The organism is Priestia sp. HNGD-A6, from assembly GCF_045784335.1.
GTDB classification, from domain to species: Bacteria; Bacillota; Bacilli; order Bacillales; family Bacillaceae_H; genus Priestia; species Priestia zanthoxyli.
Genome location: NZ_CP138621.1, coordinates 4,465,202 through 4,484,175 on the forward strand (window position 1 = coordinate 4,465,202; position 18,974 = coordinate 4,484,175).

At 38.6% G+C, this 18,974-nt stretch carries 21 protein-coding genes; 16 read left to right on the forward strand and 5 right to left on the reverse strand.

Going from position 1 to position 18,974, the window contains the following annotated elements:
• Positions 1 to 57 precede the first annotated feature (57 nt).
• The gene (locus tag SCI76_RS22955; RefSeq protein WP_048019439.1) at positions 58 to 270 is read right to left on the reverse strand and encodes a cold-shock protein; all 213 of its coding nucleotides are present in this window, start codon (positions 268 to 270) and stop codon (positions 58 to 60) included.
• Between the two features lie 231 nt (positions 271 to 501).
• Between SCI76_RS22955 and SCI76_RS22960 the strand changes: the two genes are divergently transcribed.
• From SCI76_RS22960 to SCI76_RS22980, 5 genes are all read left to right on the forward strand, one after another.
• Positions 502 to 1,374, forward strand: a complete 873-nt coding sequence (locus tag SCI76_RS22960; protein WP_407544443.1) for an STAS domain-containing protein — start codon at positions 502 to 504, stop codon at positions 1,372 to 1,374.
• 144 nt (positions 1,375 to 1,518) lie between these two features.
• Entirely contained in the window at positions 1,519 to 1,653 is a 135-nt protein-coding gene (locus SCI76_RS22965; RefSeq protein ID WP_407544445.1) for a hypothetical protein, read from the forward strand.
• Between the two features lie 338 nt (positions 1,654 to 1,991).
• Positions 1,992 to 3,149: a hypothetical protein gene (locus SCI76_RS22970; RefSeq protein ID WP_407544447.1), complete on the forward strand. Its 1,158-nt coding sequence runs from the start codon at positions 1,992 to 1,994 to the stop codon at positions 3,147 to 3,149.
• Positions 3,150 to 3,164: 15 nt separating this feature from the next.
• Positions 3,165 to 3,869, forward strand: a complete 705-nt coding sequence (locus SCI76_RS22975; protein ID WP_407544449.1) for a hypothetical protein — start codon at positions 3,165 to 3,167, stop codon at positions 3,867 to 3,869.
• Between the two features lie 185 nt (positions 3,870 to 4,054).
• A complete protein-coding gene (locus SCI76_RS22980) occupies positions 4,055 to 4,210 on the forward strand; it encodes a hypothetical protein (RefSeq protein ID WP_165636103.1) in 156 nt (51 codons plus the stop codon).
• Position 4,211: 1 nt separating this feature from the next.
• Here SCI76_RS22980 and SCI76_RS22985 read toward each other — a convergent pair whose 3' ends face one another.
• The gene (locus SCI76_RS22985; RefSeq protein ID WP_048019441.1) at positions 4,212 to 4,523 is read right to left on the reverse strand and encodes a hypothetical protein; all 312 of its coding nucleotides are present in this window, start codon (positions 4,521 to 4,523) and stop codon (positions 4,212 to 4,214) included.
• Positions 4,524 to 4,746: 223 nt separating this feature from the next.
• Positions 4,747 to 5,274 (reverse strand): cupin domain-containing protein, encoded by a 528-nt coding sequence (locus tag SCI76_RS22990; protein ID WP_033580183.1) that lies wholly within the window; start codon positions 5,272 to 5,274, stop codon positions 4,747 to 4,749.
• A gap of 275 nt (positions 5,275 to 5,549) precedes the next feature.
• Here SCI76_RS22990 and SCI76_RS22995 point away from each other — a divergent pair, with 275 nt between their 5' ends.
• From SCI76_RS22995 to SCI76_RS23005, 3 genes are all read left to right on the forward strand, one after another.
• Positions 5,550 to 5,738, forward strand: a complete 189-nt coding sequence (locus SCI76_RS22995) for a hypothetical protein (protein ID WP_028414680.1) — start codon at positions 5,550 to 5,552, stop codon at positions 5,736 to 5,738.
• A 242-nt stretch (positions 5,739 to 5,980) separates the two neighbouring features.
• On the forward strand, positions 5,981 to 6,157 hold the full coding sequence (locus SCI76_RS23000) for an aspartyl-phosphate phosphatase Spo0E family protein (protein ID WP_230683488.1): 177 nt from the start codon (positions 5,981 to 5,983) through the stop codon (positions 6,155 to 6,157).
• Between the two features lie 248 nt (positions 6,158 to 6,405).
• Positions 6,406 to 6,795: a MerR family transcriptional regulator gene (locus SCI76_RS23005; protein WP_033580184.1), complete on the forward strand. Its 390-nt coding sequence runs from the start codon at positions 6,406 to 6,408 to the stop codon at positions 6,793 to 6,795.
• Positions 6,796 to 6,872: 77 nt separating this feature from the next.
• Here the strand turns inward: SCI76_RS23005 and SCI76_RS23010 are convergent, their stop codons facing one another.
• The gene (locus SCI76_RS23010) at positions 6,873 to 7,928 is read right to left on the reverse strand and encodes an NAD(P)-dependent alcohol dehydrogenase (RefSeq protein WP_048019442.1); all 1,056 of its coding nucleotides are present in this window, start codon (positions 7,926 to 7,928) and stop codon (positions 6,873 to 6,875) included.
• A gap of 161 nt (positions 7,929 to 8,089) precedes the next feature.
• Positions 8,090 to 8,344: an HPr family phosphocarrier protein gene (locus tag SCI76_RS23015; protein WP_048019443.1), complete on the reverse strand. Its 255-nt coding sequence runs from the start codon at positions 8,342 to 8,344 to the stop codon at positions 8,090 to 8,092.
• 937 nt (positions 8,345 to 9,281) lie between these two features.
• Between SCI76_RS23015 and iolE the strand changes: the two genes are divergently transcribed.
• From iolE to iolC, 8 genes are all read left to right on the forward strand, one after another.
• Complete coding sequence (gene iolE, locus SCI76_RS23020) at positions 9,282 to 10,175, forward strand: myo-inosose-2 dehydratase (RefSeq protein WP_048019444.1); 894 nt, start codon at positions 9,282 to 9,284, stop codon at positions 10,173 to 10,175.
• Between the two features lie 20 nt (positions 10,176 to 10,195).
• Positions 10,196 to 11,614 carry a sugar porter family MFS transporter gene (locus tag SCI76_RS23025; RefSeq protein WP_045290907.1) on the forward strand — a complete coding sequence of 473 codons (1,419 nt, stop codon included), beginning with the start codon at positions 10,196 to 10,198 and terminating at the stop codon, positions 11,612 to 11,614.
• A 22-nt stretch (positions 11,615 to 11,636) separates the two neighbouring features.
• Positions 11,637 to 12,494, forward strand: coding sequence for a 2-keto-myo-inositol isomerase (iolI, locus tag SCI76_RS23030; RefSeq protein WP_048019445.1), 858 nt, complete (start codon positions 11,637 to 11,639; stop codon positions 12,492 to 12,494).
• 46 nt (positions 12,495 to 12,540) lie between these two features.
• Positions 12,541 to 13,380: a class II fructose-1,6-bisphosphate aldolase gene (gene fba / locus SCI76_RS23035; protein ID WP_048019647.1), complete on the forward strand. Its 840-nt coding sequence runs from the start codon at positions 12,541 to 12,543 to the stop codon at positions 13,378 to 13,380.
• A 380-nt stretch (positions 13,381 to 13,760) separates the two neighbouring features.
• Entirely contained in the window at positions 13,761 to 14,516 is a 756-nt protein-coding gene (locus tag SCI76_RS23040; RefSeq protein ID WP_048019446.1) for a DeoR/GlpR family DNA-binding transcription regulator, read from the forward strand.
• Positions 14,517 to 15,112: 596 nt separating this feature from the next.
• Positions 15,113 to 17,035: a 3D-(3,5/4)-trihydroxycyclohexane-1,2-dione acylhydrolase (decyclizing) gene (gene iolD, locus SCI76_RS23045; protein ID WP_048019447.1), complete on the forward strand. Its 1,923-nt coding sequence runs from the start codon at positions 15,113 to 15,115 to the stop codon at positions 17,033 to 17,035.
• Positions 17,036 to 17,130: 95 nt separating this feature from the next.
• Positions 17,131 to 17,949 (forward strand): 5-deoxy-glucuronate isomerase, encoded by an 819-nt coding sequence (gene iolB, locus SCI76_RS23050; RefSeq protein WP_048019448.1) that lies wholly within the window; start codon positions 17,131 to 17,133, stop codon positions 17,947 to 17,949.
• Positions 17,950 to 17,964: 15 nt separating this feature from the next.
• On the forward strand, positions 17,965 to 18,972 hold the full coding sequence (gene iolC, locus SCI76_RS23055) for a 5-dehydro-2-deoxygluconokinase (RefSeq protein ID WP_048019449.1): 1,008 nt from the start codon (positions 17,965 to 17,967) through the stop codon (positions 18,970 to 18,972).
• The last annotated feature ends 2 nt before the right edge of the window (positions 18,973 to 18,974 follow it).

Genomic DNA, 18,974 nt, shown 5'->3' on the forward strand with positions numbered 1-18,974 from the left:
TTCGAAGAGTATTCCATTGGACAGTCTACCCATAACCTGTATGTAATTGTCACTTTATCAGTCAACTGGATGTACTTTTATAGCGCTGGGTCCTTTAGCTCCTTCTTGGATTTCAAACTCTACTTTTTGTCCTTCTGACAGGTTTTTATATTCCTCACGGTCGATCGCATTGGAGTGAACGAACACTTCTTTTGATCCGTCCTCGGTTGTGATAAATCCAGATCTTTTTGATTCGTTGAACGATTTAACGGTTCCTTTATGTTTGCTCATTGATAAATCCCCCTTATAAGTATAGAAATAATTTCTTAATAGGTTTTTACCCAAACGCTGAAATCTCAATCATTTTTATGGTCGTTATACCGATTAGAAGAGTAGGGAAGAGCAAATAGGGAGGGCTTAACAATTTTTTCATTTCGGTTATATTTTTATATTGTCTGTGACATAACTATTGTTATAAAATGTAATCGTTAATTCTGCTAACTAAAGGAGATAAAGAAAAAAATGAGGGATGAGTTGTTATATATTGGGAAGAAAATTATCGATAATAAACAGGAATTAGCGATACAATTTTCTGATCTGATGGACTCTGAATATAAGCGGAAGCTTGTTTACCATGAAGAAAGCGAAGTTTTAAAATGGAGAGCAGAACTCATTGAGTATTTAGGCGAGTCGTTATTCGAAGAGCACTCGGTCGTTTTAAAGAAAATCATTCAGTGGGGTACAGATATAGGAAAAGTGGCTGTGGAAAACGGACTTTCGTTGAGTCAAACGTTAAAATCACTCGCGCTGTTTCGAACAGTGATATGGGGTGTTTTTACAGAAGAGCTGCAGCAGAAGCAGTTTGCTCCTATTACGATGCTTGATGTAAGTAAAAAAATTGATCCGATGCTTGATCAGCTTAATCATATATTTGTCGAAATTTACGAAGAACATAATACCGAAACCATAAAACGCGCTTATGCAGCGCTAGAAGAATTATCAGTTCCCATCGTTCCTCTTTCTGAAGGAATCGCTGTGATGCCAATCGTTGGACAAATTGATACGCATCGTTCGCAGCTTATTATGGAAACAGCCTTAGAAAAAAGTGCTCAGCTGCAGCTGAGGTATTTAATATTTGATATTTCAGGTGTTCTGATCGTCGATACGATGGTAGCGGACAATATTTTTCAAATTGTAAAAGCTTTACAGCTTATCGGCACTAAAACGATGATTACCGGAATACGTCCGGAAATTGCGCAAACCGTTGTTGATTTAGGCGTCGATTTTGGAACAATCAAAACAAGAGCGACGTTAGAAAAAGGTCTTGAAGAAATAGGCTTCAGTAAACTGCCAGAAAATCCGCAAAGAAAACCAAACAAATGGCCTTTTCAATAAATAAAAAAAGTAAGAGGCTTAGACAAAGTATGTTAGTTGAAGTTAAATCCGAACCATTAATTTAATTGATGGTTCGGGTTTTTTTGTTGTTATGGTTGTTGTTATGGTGAACGTAGGTTTCATGTATGTAACTGCTTCTAGCTGGTGATTGGAGAGCAAGACGAAGACTCCTGCGGGAAAAGCAGAACAGGTGAGACCCCGCAGGAGCATAAGCGACGAGGAGGCTCACCGGCCGCCCGCGGAAAGCGAAGTCCTGCACGGAAATCATCAGCGGTGTAAAAAGCAGTCCAACTCATTTATCTCATTTGTTCGTCTTTCGATTGGGTTGATTCAGTTATGTTTCCATCTCTTCGTTTTCTCGTGTCTCTAAAAAATAAAAGAAAGGCTTATATTACGAAAAATTTAAGAGGAAGTCACGGCTTCACATGTTACATTCTTTGTAAAAAGGGGTACTGGTAAAAAGAAGCATTTCAAGCGCTTTTCAATTACAGTAGCCGTCTAAAATTAATTAATTGTCAATTTCGAATAACATAAATTATTTAAATACTTAGACAAACAAATGAGGAAAATATATACTTATTAGTGTTGTCACGAAAAGATAAAGGGGAGAAACAAGGATGGATATCAAACGTCAAAACGTTGATTTTGGTAACTCAATTTTTCAAACGCTAGTGGATGGTTATTACTATGAAATTCCTACAAACGTAGTAGAAATCACAAAAGATCAGGCAGAGGGTCATTTTCCTTCAAGTGTAAATGAACCGGAATTACTTCTTCAAAATTTACTGATTTCTACCACAATTGAAGGGGTTGAAAAGTATTATTTAGTAGGAGACGCCGCAGAGAAACACGTGCTAGGCAATATCCATATTAATAAGTTACATAATAAAACTGAATCTGATATTCCTTATGTGATGTTTTTAGCTTCAGTTGCTTATTACAACATACTTAAAGGAAAAGACAAAGAGGATAATCGTGTGACGATTAATTTTTTCTCGACTATGCTTCCGATTTGGCTGCTTAAGAAAACAAATAAATTCAGTGAAATGCAGCAGAAGATGGCCGAACGTTTTCAAGGAGAGCATACAGTAACGGTATTGACTCCTGGGTTAGAAAAAACGGTCACTGTGAACATTGAAACGAGCAAATGCCGTATTGAAAGCGAAGTGGCTCGCTGGGCGATCAAAAAAGATTTTGAATTACAAGATAGAGAAGAAGCAAATGCATTCAAACATTTTGAAACACTAATTGTAGATTTGGGCGGAGGTACGGTTGACCTGGCACTGCTTCCTGCAGGGCTTCAAGCTCCTAAAAGCAGAAATTCGTTGAAGTGTCTTACGGATATTTCATATTTGAAGCATATTGAAAAGCTAAGAAATGAAAAGCTGCTTGAGTATTTTGATGATGTTCGTTCATTAGAAGAATTTATTATTGCCAATATCCATAAAGCAAAAATGGAGCAAAGAGACGGCAACAGCGGGAAAAAAGTCGATCTCACGGAGCCTATTCACGCTTCGCTTAGAGAATACACGCAAATTTTATTAACAAAAGTTGAAAATCTATTTCCATCGCCAAAAGATAAAGTCTATAAATATATTTATATTGGAGGACTGGCTCCTATCCTTCAACAGTTTATTGCAGAGCAGATTGATAACATGTACGGGGAAGAAATCAGAGAAGAAAACCATCTTTTCTTGCCGGAGACACGAAAGTTAAATTTATACGGTCTTGAAATTTTAAGCAGACATGAAACAAACGCAGCGGTTCACGCTTAAAAAGGGGGAGCATACATGAGTCATCAACACACTCGCCTTAAGGAAGCACTAGACGATTGGTACGGTCAGCTAAGCTCCCAGGTGGCTGCACCATTTTACTTATTATCAAATGCGTTTCTGACAGCTGGGAATCTATCAGCAGATATGATGGGAGCAAGGGGAAAGACCGTAAGTAATAGAGATGAACATGCAAGTTTTACAATTGAAACTGCTGACATTCCGTCAGAAGTGTCTTCATTTCTAAAAGAAAAACAGCAGGCAAACGAGCTGCAGGACTATATAGTGAGACTCATACAGCAAGACTTGCAAAAAATGAATAAAAAAGATGAAGTCGAGTCGCTCGTTCATTCACTTCGAAAAGAGCTGTTGGGCGAAATTGACTTGCTAAAACAAGAAATGAATTCACGTTTTGCTGCAAATCGTGAGGAGTATGAGTCTAAGCAGTCAAATGAACTTCAGGATTATGTAGCGAAGCTTGTGGAACAAAACGGGCAGAAAGACAGCCTCGAAGAAGATTTTCAATCGTTAGTTCATTCATTGAGAACCGAGCTGTTAGGAGAAATTCACTTGCTTAAAAAAGAGCTTGGCTCTGCATCAGCTCCTTCTTATAAACAGCTGAAACCCGTTACGGATGAAGAAGAAACATTTAAAGAAGGTCAATTAATTAAAAGTGAAAAAGTGACCGGAACTATTCAAGAAGATATCGATGTAGATTTCTAAACAGAAAGTAGAGGTGTAACATGCCTCTACTTTTATTATTTTTCTATTAAACATGAAGCCGGGGAAAAAGTATTTTAGGTGAAGGAAGGTCCGAATGAGTTTGATTCTTGATTGTGAATCCAACTTGTTCGGTTTTTTATTGATATGCTGAATGTAGGTTTCATGTGTTTAAATGCTTCTAGCTGTTGATTGGAGGGCAAGGCGAAGACTCCTGCGGGAAAAGCGGAACAGGTGAGACCCCGCAGGAGCGCAAGCGACGAGGAGGCTCATCGACCGCCCGCGGAAAGCGAAGCCTTGTACGGAAATTAACAGCGGTCCGATGTAACAGCTTTAGCGTATAAATCATAAACCTCTTTTGTTTCTTTTTAGCTTTTTTCGAAAATATAAGCAAATATCAAATGTAACGATGGTACAAATACTGCATTTTATCATAAACCAAAATAGAGCTTCGTTTATGCCAAATCCGCCAATCGAAGCTTTTAGTTCATTTAGCTGTCTGAGAATTAAATTTATGTCGTTTTCATAAGCCACAGTAAAAGATTTAATCACAAGCATGGTCATAATGACTGCTTCTACCGATATATATAGAACTTTTCTTGCTAGTTTAAGGGAAGGATGTACGTTTGATTTAGGAATTTTATAAAATAATTTCATCGCCCGTTTGCCTTTCAGTTATTTTAAGCTGTTTAAAAAGGTTCGTTTATTCTATAATTCTTTCTTTGGCTATAAAATCCTTTATGTATAGCAAGTTAAAAAAAGCCCGCTAGAAAAGGTCGTACACCGATTTTCTAGCGGGCTTCTTTAGTCAACATCTGTCTATTCACTTAGTATTGATCCTGAAAAAGCGTTCCAATCCTGCATAACGCTCTGCTTATTTTTAATGTTCTTCAGCCAGAGCGTTTGCTTTTGTCACATGAACTGTACCGAATGGGTGGTTTGGAGGAGCGTAGATGGAGTAAAGTTTTAGCGGAGTGGTACCGATATTGGTGACATCATGCCACGTTCCGGCAGGGATAAATATCGCATCATCATCGTAGACTTTTCGTTTAAAGGTTAGATTGTTTTTACTTTTGCCCATTTGAACAACGCCTTGCCCTTGTTCAATACGCAGGAATTGATCAACGTTAGGGTGGATTTCTAAGCCGATATCTTCACCTGGCTTTAGACTCATTAACGTCACTTGTAAATGTGTTCCCGTCCATAAAGCAGTGCGGTACGTATTGTTTTGCTTTGACGCTTCATTAATGTTAATCACAAATGGCCTTGGTCCGTAGTCCTTTAATTTACCGTTTCTTTGCTGAAACTGTTCGCTGGTGTGATAGTGATTCGGCACATAATAACTATATGGCTGCCAGCCGTAGTACACTGGGGTCTGCCACTGATGATAATAAGGTGCATAGTGCATACTCATTCTCCTTTTCTCGTTTCATTTTTCTTTTCATCCTATGCTTTTGTCAAAACGGTTGATACCATTTGCCTTTTTGTCCGCGGTCTTTATCCACTTATTTTTTGCCCAAATCATGTAATTAATGATTTCTCTGAGCTCTTTGATTGTTTTTCGGTGGTTAAAAAATACTTTCATCACTTTAATACGATAATTCAGTAAAAAATATATCGTATGAAAACGTTTTATTTGATATAATTTTAGAAGATGAAAATTATTTTAAAGGGTGACGTTCATTGAAAGAAAAAAAACTTCAAGAATTAACTGAACATCTTAATAATTTATTCAACAATTTAATTCATGGATCTATCACAGAAGGTGAATTTAATGAGCTGTCCGAAGAGCTTTACAGAAAGCAAACGAGGCTGCGCTATGAGATAGAGTGTGAGAAAGGTTCGTATTACCGAGAATATTTTAAAGGCTAAGGCTTTGTATTAGACTGCTTTATAAGAAATAAGAAAAGACCTCCATTTAGTGGGCCTTTTCTTCACTTCTAGTAGTAAGTGGAGTGATACTTTCTATTTCAATAAGTATATTAGTATATTTACTTCATAAAAAATACAGCTGTTGAAGGTCTAAAACTCGCTATTCACCCCCAAAAACCTGTATGATAGGTTTAAGATTGCCGCATATGAGATATATGTATAGTAAAAAGGGGTGATGAGCTGTGAAGTGGTATAAAGGAGTTGTCATGCAAGTCTTAATGACAGAAATCGAAACAGCAAGAGAGAACATGGTTATGTTAGGACTTACAGAAGGTCTTACAAGTCGTAATACAGTTCGAATCAGTCAAACCCTTGATTATTTATTAAATGAACTAAGTAAAGTGATGGCCGCAGATTAATCGTATTTTATATAAAAATGAAAAGAGCTGCTGACTTCACGGCAGCTCTTTATAAGTTGCCTTAACGTTTACTTTAATGTTTATAATACTATTTATACAGTTACCTCATAGTAAAGAAAATAGCGGAATCTACTATATATATCGTATAGTAGAAACCTAGAAGATGAGTTGAAAGCACCCGTAAAAAGGGAAGCTTGGATACATAAAGCAAACGCCGTACTAAGAATGGCGATGGAGGGTATAGTGGAATGGAATATCATATTAAAGAGGCCGCTGCAAAGGTAGGGCTGCCTACGCATACGCTTCGATACTACGAACAGCAAGGGCTTTTGCCTTTTATAAAAAGAGACGAAAACGGAAATCGTATTTTTAGCGAGTCTGATATCGAGTGGCTGGAATTTATTATTTGCTTACGAAAAACAGATATTTCCCTTTTAGAATTACGTAAAATTGTTGAATTAACACAAGAAGGTGATGATACAATCGGTTTGCGCAAGCAGATATTTGAAAAGCATAGAGAGAAAATGATGGAAAAACAAAGAGAGCTGGACGCAGCTTTTAGAAAAGTGGAAACAAAAATCGACTACTATGATAAATTAGAGCAAAAGTATCAGGAAGAGCTTTCATCTAAAGCCTAATTTACCGTTTGTTTTTTATTTTATAAAGAAATAAAAAGCGGGCAGCTAATCCAATTAGCTGCCCGCTTTTTTAAAACTTATAGTGTAGAAATGTCAATAACAAATCGATAGCGAACGTCGCTGCGAAGAACGCGCTCGTACGCTTCGTCTACTTGATTTGCATCAATGACTTCAATCATAGGAGCAACGCCGTGTTCAGCCGCAAAATCAAGCATTTCTTGTGTTTCACGAATGCCGCCTACAAGTGAACCAGCAATGCTGCGACGTCCCATGATAAGAGAGAATACGCTGTATTGATCTGGGTTAGCAGGTGCGCCCACGTTAACAAGCGTTCCATCTACGCGAAGTAAAGATAAATATTGATCCACGTTCAAGTTAGCCGATACCGTGTTTAAGATAAGGTCAAAACGACCAGCTAATTCAGTAAATGTCGCTTCATCACTTGTGGCAAAATAATGATCCGCACCAAAGCTTAGCGCTTCTTCTTTTTTATTGTTAGAACGGCTTAATACCGTCACTTCAGCACCCATTGCATGTGCAAATTGAATCGCTACATGTCCAAGTCCGCCCATTCCCACGATCGCCACTTTTTTGCCAGGACCAGCATTCCAGTGCTTTAATGGAGAAAATGTTGTAATCCCTGCGCATAGAAGCGGACTTGCTGCATCCATACTTAAGTTATCAGGAATACGAACAACGAATCCTTCTTTTACGACGATTTTTTGGCTGTAGCCGCCGTATGTACGGTTTCCGTCGTAATCCAATGAATTGTACGTTTGAACAACGCCTTTTGTACAGTATTGCTCGTCACCGTTCACACAGTACTCGCACTCTCCGCAAGAGTCAACGAAACATCCAACGCCTACGCGATCGCCAACCTTGTATTTTGTTACGTTTTCGCCAACCGCTTCAACCACTCCTGCGATTTCGTGACCAGGAACCATCGGGAACATCCCGCCGCCCCACTCATCAAATGCACTATGAATATCAGAGTGACAGATACCGCTAAACTTAATATCAATTAAAACGTCGTCTGCTCGCAGTTCTCTGCGTTCAATTGTCGTGTTCTCGAATTTTGCCTTTGCATGCGGCGCACTTAGAACACGTGATGTTGTTGTATGTTGATTACACATAAGTAAAAACACAATCCTTTCGTCATTTGATGTATTTAAAACTACAACCCTAGCTTAAACGTTAAAGTCGACTTTAAAGCAAGAGTTTTTTTAAAAAAAATTTGTTTTCTATGATTTTATGAAAAAAGGAGAGTAAGAGATAGCATAGCAGCTTTTTATCTCTATTTAGTTAAAAGAAATTCTTCAAGGGTGCGAGCGGCAGCTTGTTCATCAACTCCATTTGTCAGCAGTGTTATTTCATCTCCTTTCTTAACAGCCAAAGCCATGACCTTCATGATGCTTTTTCCATTTACACATTTTCCATCTTTCGAAAGAAAAATATCACTTTGAAACGAACACGCTTCGCTTACAAACAAAGCTGTATGTCTAGCTAGAAGTCCACCGGAAAGCTGCACCGTTATTCTTTTAATTAGCATAGTGTTTCCCCTTTTTTGTATTTTAAAAACTATAAAACTAGCTTAAACGTTAAAGTTAACTTTAAGGCAAGAGGTAATTTGGATAAAAAGTGGAAAGGGAAGAAAGGATAAGCCTACCGTTAATGCACATAGTGATCCTGTTGTTAGTACGAGGGAATTTGAACGAAGTGTAAAGCCGATTTTAAAGGAGAGTTCTCGTAAATCTTTTTGTTGGATGGGCAAAACACGTAAGAAGAGACCCTAAAAAAGAAAGAAAAATGATGAAATACTAAGCAAATGAGAAGATTTGCCTCTTTTAACAGATATGTGTACGTTTTCATGCGGAATGTTTCCGTTTCCACTGACTTTGTCAAACAGCAGACAATTGTTGATAATAGAGCTAGATAAGAGCCGAAGGGGACGATAAAATGAAAAAATCTATTTCAAAAGTAGAGAAGTTCATAACTGAATTTAAAACGTCAATGACAAGCTACGGAGAAGCAATTATAAAAGTAAAAGGAAACTGATTGTAAAAAGATGCAGGTTATTTTTTATAAATCTATTCCATAAATTCATACTAAATAATCATACTATTAAAATAAGAAATATATCTTTGCTCATAAAAGCTTTGTCTATTGTTGAAGTAACAGTAGATAAAGCTTTTTGTGTGGTTACATAAGTGGATATGATATCTTTTATAACTAGCATTTTTAGAAGGAACAAGCTTTTAGACAGTTGGAGTGTATAAAAAATTCTGAAATTTTATTATTGACTGAAAGCGTTTTTAATATTAATATTAATTCAAACTTAACCAATATTTAACCAACACATAACAAACGAGTTTTTTTATTTACAAATGAAATCGATTTCATTTGTAAAGTTATAAGATTGGTAAGTTTTATCACTATCTGTTGCTAGTGAGGCAGCATTACACAATAAGGGGAAAAGAGGAATCAAAATGGGAAACGAAAATATTCTGTGGGGAATTGCTCCAATCGGGTGGAGAAATGATGATATTCCTGAAATTGGTGCAGAAAACACATTGCAGCATCTGTTAAGCGATATCGTCGTAGCGGGCTTTCAAGGAACGGAAGTGGGAGGTTTTTTTCCTGAACCAAGCATATTAAACAAAGAGCTTGAGCTGCGAAATTTAAGAATTGCAGGTCAATGGTTTAGCAGTTTTATCATTCGTGATGGGATAGAGGAGACGTCAAATTTATTTCACAAACATTGTCAGTATCTGCAGGAAGTACATGCTGATGTGGCGGTCGTATCTGAGCAAACTTACAGTGTTCAAGGGATTGAAAGAAATGTTTTCGCTGAAAAACCTTATTTCAGTGATCAAGAATGGGAAGCTTTATGTGCAGGATTAAATGAGCTGGGAAAAATCGCAGCAGAATACGGTTTACGTCTTGTCTATCATCACCATATGGGAACAGGTGTACAAACATTAGCTGAAATTGATCGGTTATTGGAAGGAACGGATGCAAATCATGTTCATCTTTTATATGATACGGGACATATTTACGTTTCTGACGGAGACTATATGGAGCTATTACATAAACATATAGATCGTATTAAACACGTTCACTTTAAAGATGCAAGAAGAAATGTGCTGGAGCAGTGCAAAAAAGAAGGAAAGTCATTTTTACAGTCGTTTCTAGCCGGTATGTTTACCGTGCCGGGTGATGGGTGTGTAGATTTTACAAACGTGTATAAAGCGTTAGTTGATTACAATTACAAAGGATGGATTGTAGTGGAGGCGGAACAGGACCCTTCTATTGCACATCCATTGGAATATGCTTTAATGGCCCGAAAGTATATTAACGAAAAGTTAGTTATTCATTCTTAAAATAAGACGGGGGAATTAGCATGGGTAAACAGGGAAATCAACATTCATTTTTACGTACGATCATTTTAGTTTCTACGTTTGGTGGACTGCTTTTTGGATATGATACAGGAGTTATTAACGGGGCCCTGCCTTATATGTCTGAATCTGATCAATTGAATCTCAACTCTTTTACTCAAGGTCTTGTAACGAGCGCTCTGTTATTTGGTGCTGCGTTTGGTGCTGTAGTAGGCGGCAGGCTAGCAGATTATAACGGGCGTCGTAAAACGATTCTGTATCTTGCCATTCTATTTTTTGTTTCCACAATTGGATGTACAATTTCGCCAAACGCAGCCGTTATGATTCTTTGCCGTTTTCTATTAGGACTTGCTGTAGGGGGCGCATCTGTTACCGTACCGACATATTTAGCAGAAATGTCACCAGCTGAAAGCCGGGGGAAAATGGTAACTCAAAATGAACTTATGATTGTTACTGGTCAACTTCTTGCCTTTACGTTTAACGCGATTATCGGAAATATGCTAGGAGAAAACCCTCACGTTTGGCGATATATGCTGCCAATCGCTGCCATTCCAGCTGTCTTTTTATTCTTTGGCATGCTTAGAGTACCAGAAAGTCCACGCTGGCTTGTGTCAAAAGGGAAAAATAACGAAGCGCTAACGGTTCTTCAAAAGATACGGGAAAGTAAAAGAGCCAAATCAGAGCTGCAAGAGATTGAGAGCGCTTACGAACAAGAGGCAAAAATGGAAAAAGCAACGTTTAAAGACTTAACAACTCCGTGGGTTCGAAGAGTCGTTTTCCTTGGTATTGGAATTGCTGTTGTACAGCAGATTACCGGCGTAAACTCCATTATGTATTACGGCACTGAAATTTTAAAAGACGCAGGTTTTCAAACAGAAGCTGCTCTTATTGGAAATATCGGAAATGGAGTCATCTCCGTTTTAGCCACGTTTGTAGGAATTTGGCTGCTAGGTAAAGTTGGGCGCAGACCAATGCTTATAACAGGATTGGTAGGGACGACTACTGCCCTGCTGCTGATTGGTATATTTTCTCTTGTATTTGAAGGGTCTGCGGCACTTCCATATATCGTATTAGCACTAACGATTACGTTTCTCGCGTTTCAACAAGGAGCTATATCTCCGGTAACGTGGCTAATGCTTTCAGAAATTTTCCCTTTACGATTAAGAGGCTTAGGGATGGGTGTTACCGTATTTTGTCTGTGGGGAATTAACTTCCTTGTAGGTTTAACGTTTCCTGTTTTATTGGCCAGCATTGGCTTATCCACTACGTTTTTTGTCTTTGTTGTACTCGGCATCGGAGCGATTTTATTTGTTAAAAAGTTTTTGCCGGAAACAAAAGGGCTTACACTTGAAGAACTGGAACAAAGGTTCCGTAGCTATGATAATGAAGACGCTGACGTCATGAATGACAATAAAATTATTTAAGTAAAGAATGGAGAGAATCATTATGAAACTATGTTTTAACGAAGCAACAACATTAGAAAATTCAAATCTTGTAAAGGACCTTGAGTATTGCAACAAGCACGGATATGATTATATCGAAATTCGCACAATGGATAAACTCCCTGAGTATTTAGAAAGTCACTCAATGGATGATTTAGCGCAGTTTTTTAATACAAATCATATTAAGCCGCTAGCGCTGAACGCTTTAGTTTTCTTTAATAACCGCGGTGAAAAAGAGTACCAGGAAGTGATAGAAGAGTTTAAGAGTATGCTAGAAACCGCTCAAAAGATAGGCGCTCAGTATATCGTAGCCGTTCCTTTAGTAACAGAACAAAAAATCGTAAAAGCAGAGATTAAAAATAGCTGCGTACAAGTGTTGAATGAATTATCGGAATTGGCTGAACCTTACGGAGTTAAAATCGCCGTTGAGTTTGTAGGTCATCCCCAGTGTACGGTTAATACGTTTGGTCAAGCGTATGACATTGTGCAAACTGTGAACCGAGATAACGTAGGATTAGTACTTGACTGCTTCCACTTCCATGCGATGGGATCAAAACTAGAAGACTTAAAACAAGCGGATATTTCTAAAATATTTATTGTTCATATTGATGACACAGAAGATTTTCCTATTGGCTTCTTAACAGACGAAGACCGAGTATGGCCAGGTCTAGGAGCAATTAATTTAGATGCTATTTTCTCAACATTAAAAGAAAAAGGCTATGATGACGCGGTATCTGTAGAGCTATTCCGACCTGAATATTATCAATTAAACGCGGAAGAAGCAATTAAGACGGCTAAAGAGACAACCATTAAGGCTATCTCGGAATACTACAGCTTTCAAACAACAAAATCATATTCATGATAAGGAGTGTCAGTCAGTGACGTTAGTATCTTCAAAACTAGTATCAATGAAAGATATGCTTCAAGCAGCTAAAAAAGGAAACTATGCGGTTGGTCAGTATAATATTAACAGCCTGCAGTGGGCACAGGCTATTTTACAAGCTGCCGAAGAGGAAAAAGCCCCTGTCATTGCGGCCGTTTCAGACAGGCTTGTGGACTATTTAGGCGGATTTAAAACCATTGTAGGCATGATGGAAGGCTTGTTAGAGGAAATGAATATTACAGTTCCTGTTGCGCTTCACTTAGATCATGGTATGAGTGTAGAAAGATGTAAAAAAGCTATCGACGCTGGATTTAGCTCGGTCATGTTTGACGGTTCTCATTACCCAATTGATGAAAATATTGCCATGACTAAGCAAGTAGTAGACTATGCTGCTGCTCAGTATGTCTCCGTTGAAGCCGAAGTTGGAACAGTCGGAGGGATGGAAGACGGACTTGTTGGCAACATCGTGTACGCTGATCCCAGTGAATGTCTGCGTCTTGTAAAAGAAACGGGAGTCGATGCTTTGGCGGCCGCTTTAGGATCAGTTCACGGACAGTATCAAGGTGAACCGCAGCTGGGCTTTGATGAAATGAAGGAAATAGCTGACTTAACAGATGTACCGCTGGTTTTACACGGCGGTTCCGGTATACCAAACTATCAAATTCAAAAAGCAATAGCTCTTGGACACGCGAAAATTAATGTGAACACCGAGTGCCTTCAGGCCTGGACGCGTGCGGTTCGTCACACGTTGGAAAGGGACAGTGACGTGTATGATCCCCGAACCATTCTTACACCGGGAAAACAAGCGGTAATGGCGACTGTAAAAGAGAAAATGAGAGAGTTTCATACAAGTCATAAAGCTTAATAAAAAAGAGGCTGGAATAAAAACATTACAGTTGAAGCAAGATCCGAACGATGAATGGAGATTCTTGATAGAAAATCCAGCTCGTTCGGATTTTTTTCTTTGGTAGGGTTTTAATCCAATGAGTTGCTTCTAGCTGATGATTGGAGGGCAAGGCGAAGACTCCTGCGGAATGCGAAGCCTTGCATGGAAATCAACAGCGGTGTAACAAACGATCCCTACTAGCTTATGTATCTAACTTGTTTGCCTTTAGCTGGAATTGATGTAGTCATGTCTCAATCTCTCTTTGTTTTAGCGGTTACACTTCTAGAAAATGCCTTTTGTAAAGGTTATAATAGTAAGTAACAAAAAAGCGAAAAGAAAGGTAAACGGGGGAGGTAGAAATGTTAAAAACGAAGCGAATTCAACAAATTCAAGAGTATGTTTTTGAACATGAATCTGTCTCATTAGATGATTTGGTTTCAGTGTTTGAAGTCTCCAAAAACACGATTCGACGCGACGTTCAAAAGTTAGTGGATGAAGGGCATATAAAAAAAGTATATGGCGGCGTAGCTGTTAACCATGTGAAGCTTGAATCATTTAATGAAAGACAAACAAGAAATCAGTTTCAAAAGCGTTTGATTGCCAAAACGGCAGCTCAGTATGTAGAAGACGGAGACGTGATCTTTATTGATTCAGGAACCACTACGTTAGAAATGATTGAATTTCTAAAAGACAAATCGATCACGATTGTTACTAATAGTTTAGATGTTATAGTAAAAGCCTTGCCTTTTGATGCGTTAAAAGTAATTTCTACAGGCGGCTACCTTGAACGTGAAACTCAATCATTTTCAAGTTTTAACCATGCCAACCCTGTAAAAAACTACAACTTTGATAAAGTATTTATGGCTTCTACGGGTATTTCCATATCAAATGGAGTTACCAATTCATCGCCCGTTGAAAGTGAAATTAAAGAAACTGTCATAAAAAGAAGTACGAAAGTGTTTTTATTAGCAGATCATACAAAATTTGACAAGTATGCAATGGTTACGTATTGTCAGTTGCATGAAATTGATTATTTAATTACAGATAAAGTGGACGTCAGCTATCAGCACTATGCAAAAGAAAATGAGATTACGTTTGTCCTTGCGGAAGAATAAATGTTTTTGAGTGATTATACATACGCTTAGACTAAGAGCTAGTAGGCATACAAAAGAAGTATGCCTTTTCTTTTTTCTTCACATCGGGCTTATCTAGAAAGCGATTACAGTAGATAAAAAGATAAACTAACAAAATTTTTAAAAAAGTGTTTACAAAGTAAACTGAATATTATAAACTAGGTTCATAGATAAGAAAGCGCTTTTAAAATTAGATGAAATCGATTTCATCAAACGAAGCTACATGTATAATAAAACTGGTTTTACAGGTAAGACAGAGTATGGAAAAATGATGGGGAAGTTAAAGATGGAGTTTGAAAAATATTTTTTTAACACCAAATGAAATCGATTTCATTTGAAAGTGGAATTTATGATGAATTTTCGAGCTTTTTTTCATCTTTAAGCGTTAAAAAGTGCAGGGGCTGAAAGTATTTGTCTCATCGCTAAATAGCAGCTGAAACAAAGGAAAGAGCTAGGAAGTAAAAGGATAGAACCTCATTTATTACACTAAATGAAATCGATTTCATTTAAAAATGTGAAAAAGGGTAGAAAAATCAATCTGATGGTGATTAATTTCAGAAGATAAGGTAGGAAGGTATATGAAAACGATAAGGTTAACAACTAGTCAAGCTTTAGTAAAATTTCTAAATCAGCAATATGTAGAGTTTGATGGGAAAAAAGAGCGTTTCATTAAAGGAGTATTCACCATTTTTGGACATGGAAATGTGGTGGGGATCGGGCAAGCGCTGCAAGAAAACCCAGGCGAGCTTGAAGTGTATCAAGGTAGAAACGAGCAGGGGATGGCTCATGCTGCAGTAGCCTTTGCCAAACAAAAACATCGAAAGCAAATCATGGCCTGCTCTTCTTCCGTTGGTCCAGGCTCAGCGAATATGGTTACATCGGCTGCGACAGCTACTGCAAACAATATTCCGGTGCTGCTTTTGCCAAGCGATGTGTTTGCCACTCGCCAGCCGGACCCGGTTCTTCAACAAATTGAACAGACGCATGATTTATCTCTTTCTACAAATGATGCTTTCCGGTCCGTCAGCAAGTACTGGGATCGAGTCAGCCGTCCGGAACAGCTGATGTCGGCTATGATCAATGCGATGCGTGTATTAACAGATCCGGCAGATACAGGAGCCGTTACAATTGCGCTGCCGCAGGATGTACAAGGGGAAGCGTGGGATTTTCCAGAAAGTTTCTTCCGTGAGCGTACCCACCTTATTGAACGCCGCGAGCCTTCGCAAGAAAGTATCAGAAATGCAGTAGAGCTGATTAAATCAAAGAAAAAGCCTCTTCTTATTTTAGGCGGCGGCGTTCGTTATTCAGAGGCTGCGGATACATTTGCTGCATTTGCTGAAAAGTTTCATATTCCATTTAGCGAAACGCAAGCTGGAAAAAGCGGTCTTGAAAGCAATCATCCTTTAAATCTAGGAGGAGTTGGCGTAACGGGGAATAGCGCTGCTAATAAAATAGCGCAATCAGCGGATTTAATTATTGGCGTGGGTACACGTTTTACAGATTTCACAACTTCTTCAAAGCTGTTTTACGCTGAGACGGATGTGTTAACCATTAACATTTCTGAATTTCACGCATCAAAATTGGAGGCTACTAAAATTGTCGCGGATGCCAAAGTGGGTCTTGAAGCTCTTTCGTCTGCATTAGAAGGCTATAAATCAGACTATGAAACTGAAATTGAAGAAGCCAAATCAGAGTGGAATCAAGAGCTGGCTCGACTAAAAAATATTGCATACACAGGCGAAGAATTTATTCCGGAAATTAAAGGGCATTTTGATCAAAGCCTGTCGGAGTATAAAGATAGCCTAAGCACCGAACTTGTCCAAACCACTGTGCTTGGTAAAGTAAACGAACTCATTGCACCTGATTCTATTATTACATGTGCAGCGGGAAGCCTCCCGGGTGACCTTCAGCGCATGTGGATCTCAAATGAACGTAATACGTATCACCTTGAATACGGATATTCATGTATGGGCTATGAAATTGCTTCTGCCTTAGGCGCTAAGATGGCTGAGCCGGATAAAGAAGTGTATGCAATGGTAGGAGACGGAAGCTACTTAATGCTTCATAGTGAGCTGGTAACGAGCATTCAAGAAGGAATTAAAATAAATATTGTTCTTTTTGATAATTCCGGCTTTGGCTGCATCAACAACTTGCAGATGGATAATGGAATTGAAAGCTTCGGCACAGAGTTCCGCGTTCGTAACCCGCGGACGGGGCAGCTTGATGGAGATATTATGCGCATCAACTTTGCTCAATCTGGAGCTGCGTACGGAGCCAAAACATACGAAGTGTATACGATGGAAGAACTTGAATATGCCATTGAAGATTCAAAAAAACAAAGTGTTAGTACACTGATTGACATTAAAGTTCTTCCAAAAACAATGACGGACGGCTACGATTCTTGGTGGCATGTAGGAGTAGCAGCTGTATCTGAAAGCTCAAACGTTCAAACGGCGTTTGAAGGCAAAGAAAGCCAGTTACAAAAGGCAAGAAAATATTAATCTTTTAAAAAGCTAGAATATCCAGTTTGCTTGATTAAAGAGTGTCCCTAGCATAAACACGTTAAAAAATAAGAAATAGAAAGGTGTGGAAAGGAATGGCTGATTTAATCGTACCAACACAAACAGCTGACAGTGATGGAAACGTACTAAGCATCACCCCACAATCTGCAGGATGGGAGTACATTGGCTTTGACGTTTACTCATTAAAAAAAGGCCAAAAGCTAAAAAAAAATACGGAAAATCAAGAGATTTGTATTGTGATTTTAACCGGTAAGTCCAACATTTCTACAAAAGAAGAGAAATGGGAAAACATCGGACAGCGAATGAATATCTTTGAAAAAATCCCTCCGTACTCCGTATATGTATCGAATGATGATCACTATGAAGTAGAAGCTGTAACCGACTTAGAAATTGCAGTTTGCGCAGCACCTGGAAAAGGTACATACCCTGCTCGTTTAATTACGCCGCAGGATGTAGGTGTAGAGCATCGCGGAGCAGGAAATATCGCGAGACAAGTCCATAACATTCTTCCAGAACAAAAGCCGGCCGATAGTCTGCTAGTAGTGGAAGTGTTTACGCCGGAAGGAAACTGGTCAAGCTATCCTCCTCATAAGCACGATCAAGACAACTTGCCGCATGAATCGTATTTAGAAGAAACATATTACCATAAAGTCAACCCAGGACATGGATTTGCAATTCAACGAGTATATACGGACGATCAATCTCTAGATGAAACAATGGTCATTAAAGATGGAGATGCAGTCTTGGTTCCTAAAGGGTATCACCCGGTATCTGCGCCTCCAGGTTATGAAGTTTATTATTTAAACGTCATGGCTGGTCCTGTGCGAACATGGAAATTTAATAATAGCAAAGATCATGAATGGGTTATGGAAGAAAAATTAGCATTAAAGTAAGGAGACGACGCGAGTATGAGTTATTTAACATTTGATTCACAAAAGCGATTTGACCTTCTTGCAGTAGGAAGGCTTTGCATCGACTTAAATGCAAATGAATTTAATCGCCCAATGGAAGAAACGATGACGTTTACAAAATACGTAGGAGGATCTCCTGCTAACATCGCCATTGGTCTTTCAAGGCTTGGAATGAAGACAGGCTTTATTGGAAAAGTGTCAGATGATCAAATGGGGCGGTTCAGCACTAGATATTTAAATCAAAATAACATTAACACTGAAGGCATTGTAATTGATCAAACAGGAGCCGTAACGGGACTTGCCTTTACTGAAATTAAAAGTCCTGAAGAGTGCAGCATCCTGATGTACCGTGATAACGTGGCAGACTTAAAGCTCCATCCAACAGAAGTTTCTGAAGAGTATATTAAGCAATCAAAAGCGCTGCTTATCTCTGGAACTGCTCTTGCTAAAAGTCCTTCAAGAGAAGCCGTGTTTCTTGCTCTTGAATATGCGAGAAAACATAGCGTAGTTGTATTCTTTGATGTGGACTACCGTCCGTATACGTGGGAATCAGAAGCTGAGACTGCCGTCTACTATAATTTAGCGGCAGAAAAATCAGACGTAATAATCGGTACGCGAGAAGAATTCGATATGATGGAAAAGCTTTTAAATTATGAAGAATCAAATGATCAAGTTACAGCTGAACGATGGTTTTCCCATCATGCTAAGATTGTCGTAATCAAGCATGGAGGAGAAGGGTCGATTGCTTATACAAAAGACGGCCAGTCTCATCGAGGCGGCATCTTTAAAACGAAAGTGCTTAAAACATTTGGAGCTGGCGACTCTTACGCATCTGCTTTTATCTACGGGTTAATGCAAGGGTTTACAATTCCTGAAGCGATGAGATTTGGCGGTGCTTCTGCTTCCATCGTTATTTCAAAACACAGTTCTTCAGATGCAATGCCAACTGTAGAAGAAATTAAGCAGTTTATGGATACAGCCGAAGAAGTTCTGCAACAAGCGTAATC

Excerpts from the sequence above, each read along its gene's own strand:
- iolE (WP_048019444.1), top strand. The coding sequence starts at position 9,282 with ATGGGAAACGAAAATATTCTGTGGGGAATTGCTCCAATCGGGTGGAGA.
- SCI76_RS23005 (WP_033580184.1), top strand. The coding sequence starts at position 6,406 with ATGGAATATCATATTAAAGAGGCCGCTGCAAAGGTAGGGCTGCCTACG.
- fba (WP_048019647.1), top strand. The coding sequence starts at position 12,541 with ATGAAAGATATGCTTCAAGCAGCTAAAAAAGGAAACTATGCGGTTGGT.
- iolB (WP_048019448.1), top strand. The coding sequence starts at position 17,131 with ATGGCTGATTTAATCGTACCAACACAAACAGCTGACAGTGATGGAAAC.
- SCI76_RS22985 (WP_048019441.1), bottom strand. The coding sequence starts at position 4,523 with ATGAAATTATTTTATAAAATTCCTAAATCAAACGTACATCCTTCCCTT.
- iolI (WP_048019445.1), top strand. The coding sequence starts at position 11,637 with ATGAAACTATGTTTTAACGAAGCAACAACATTAGAAAATTCAAATCTT.
- SCI76_RS22970 (WP_407544447.1), top strand. The coding sequence starts at position 1,992 with ATGGATATCAAACGTCAAAACGTTGATTTTGGTAACTCAATTTTTCAA.
- SCI76_RS23040 (WP_048019446.1), top strand. The coding sequence starts at position 13,761 with ATGTTAAAAACGAAGCGAATTCAACAAATTCAAGAGTATGTTTTTGAA.
- iolD (WP_048019447.1), top strand. The coding sequence starts at position 15,113 with ATGAAAACGATAAGGTTAACAACTAGTCAAGCTTTAGTAAAATTTCTA.
- SCI76_RS22990 (WP_033580183.1), bottom strand. The coding sequence starts at position 5,274 with ATGCACTATGCACCTTATTATCATCAGTGGCAGACCCCAGTGTACTAC.
- SCI76_RS23025 (WP_045290907.1), top strand. The coding sequence starts at position 10,196 with ATGGGTAAACAGGGAAATCAACATTCATTTTTACGTACGATCATTTTA.
- SCI76_RS23015 (WP_048019443.1), bottom strand. The coding sequence starts at position 8,344 with ATGCTAATTAAAAGAATAACGGTGCAGCTTTCCGGTGGACTTCTAGCT.
- SCI76_RS22955 (WP_048019439.1), bottom strand. The coding sequence starts at position 270 with ATGAGCAAACATAAAGGAACCGTTAAATCGTTCAACGAATCAAAAAGA.
- SCI76_RS22975 (WP_407544449.1), top strand. The coding sequence starts at position 3,165 with ATGAGTCATCAACACACTCGCCTTAAGGAAGCACTAGACGATTGGTAC.
- SCI76_RS22960 (WP_407544443.1), top strand. The coding sequence starts at position 502 with ATGAGGGATGAGTTGTTATATATTGGGAAGAAAATTATCGATAATAAA.
- iolC (WP_048019449.1), top strand. The coding sequence starts at position 17,965 with ATGAGTTATTTAACATTTGATTCACAAAAGCGATTTGACCTTCTTGCA.
- SCI76_RS23010 (WP_048019442.1), bottom strand. The coding sequence starts at position 7,928 with ATGTGTAATCAACATACAACAACATCACGTGTTCTAAGTGCGCCGCAT.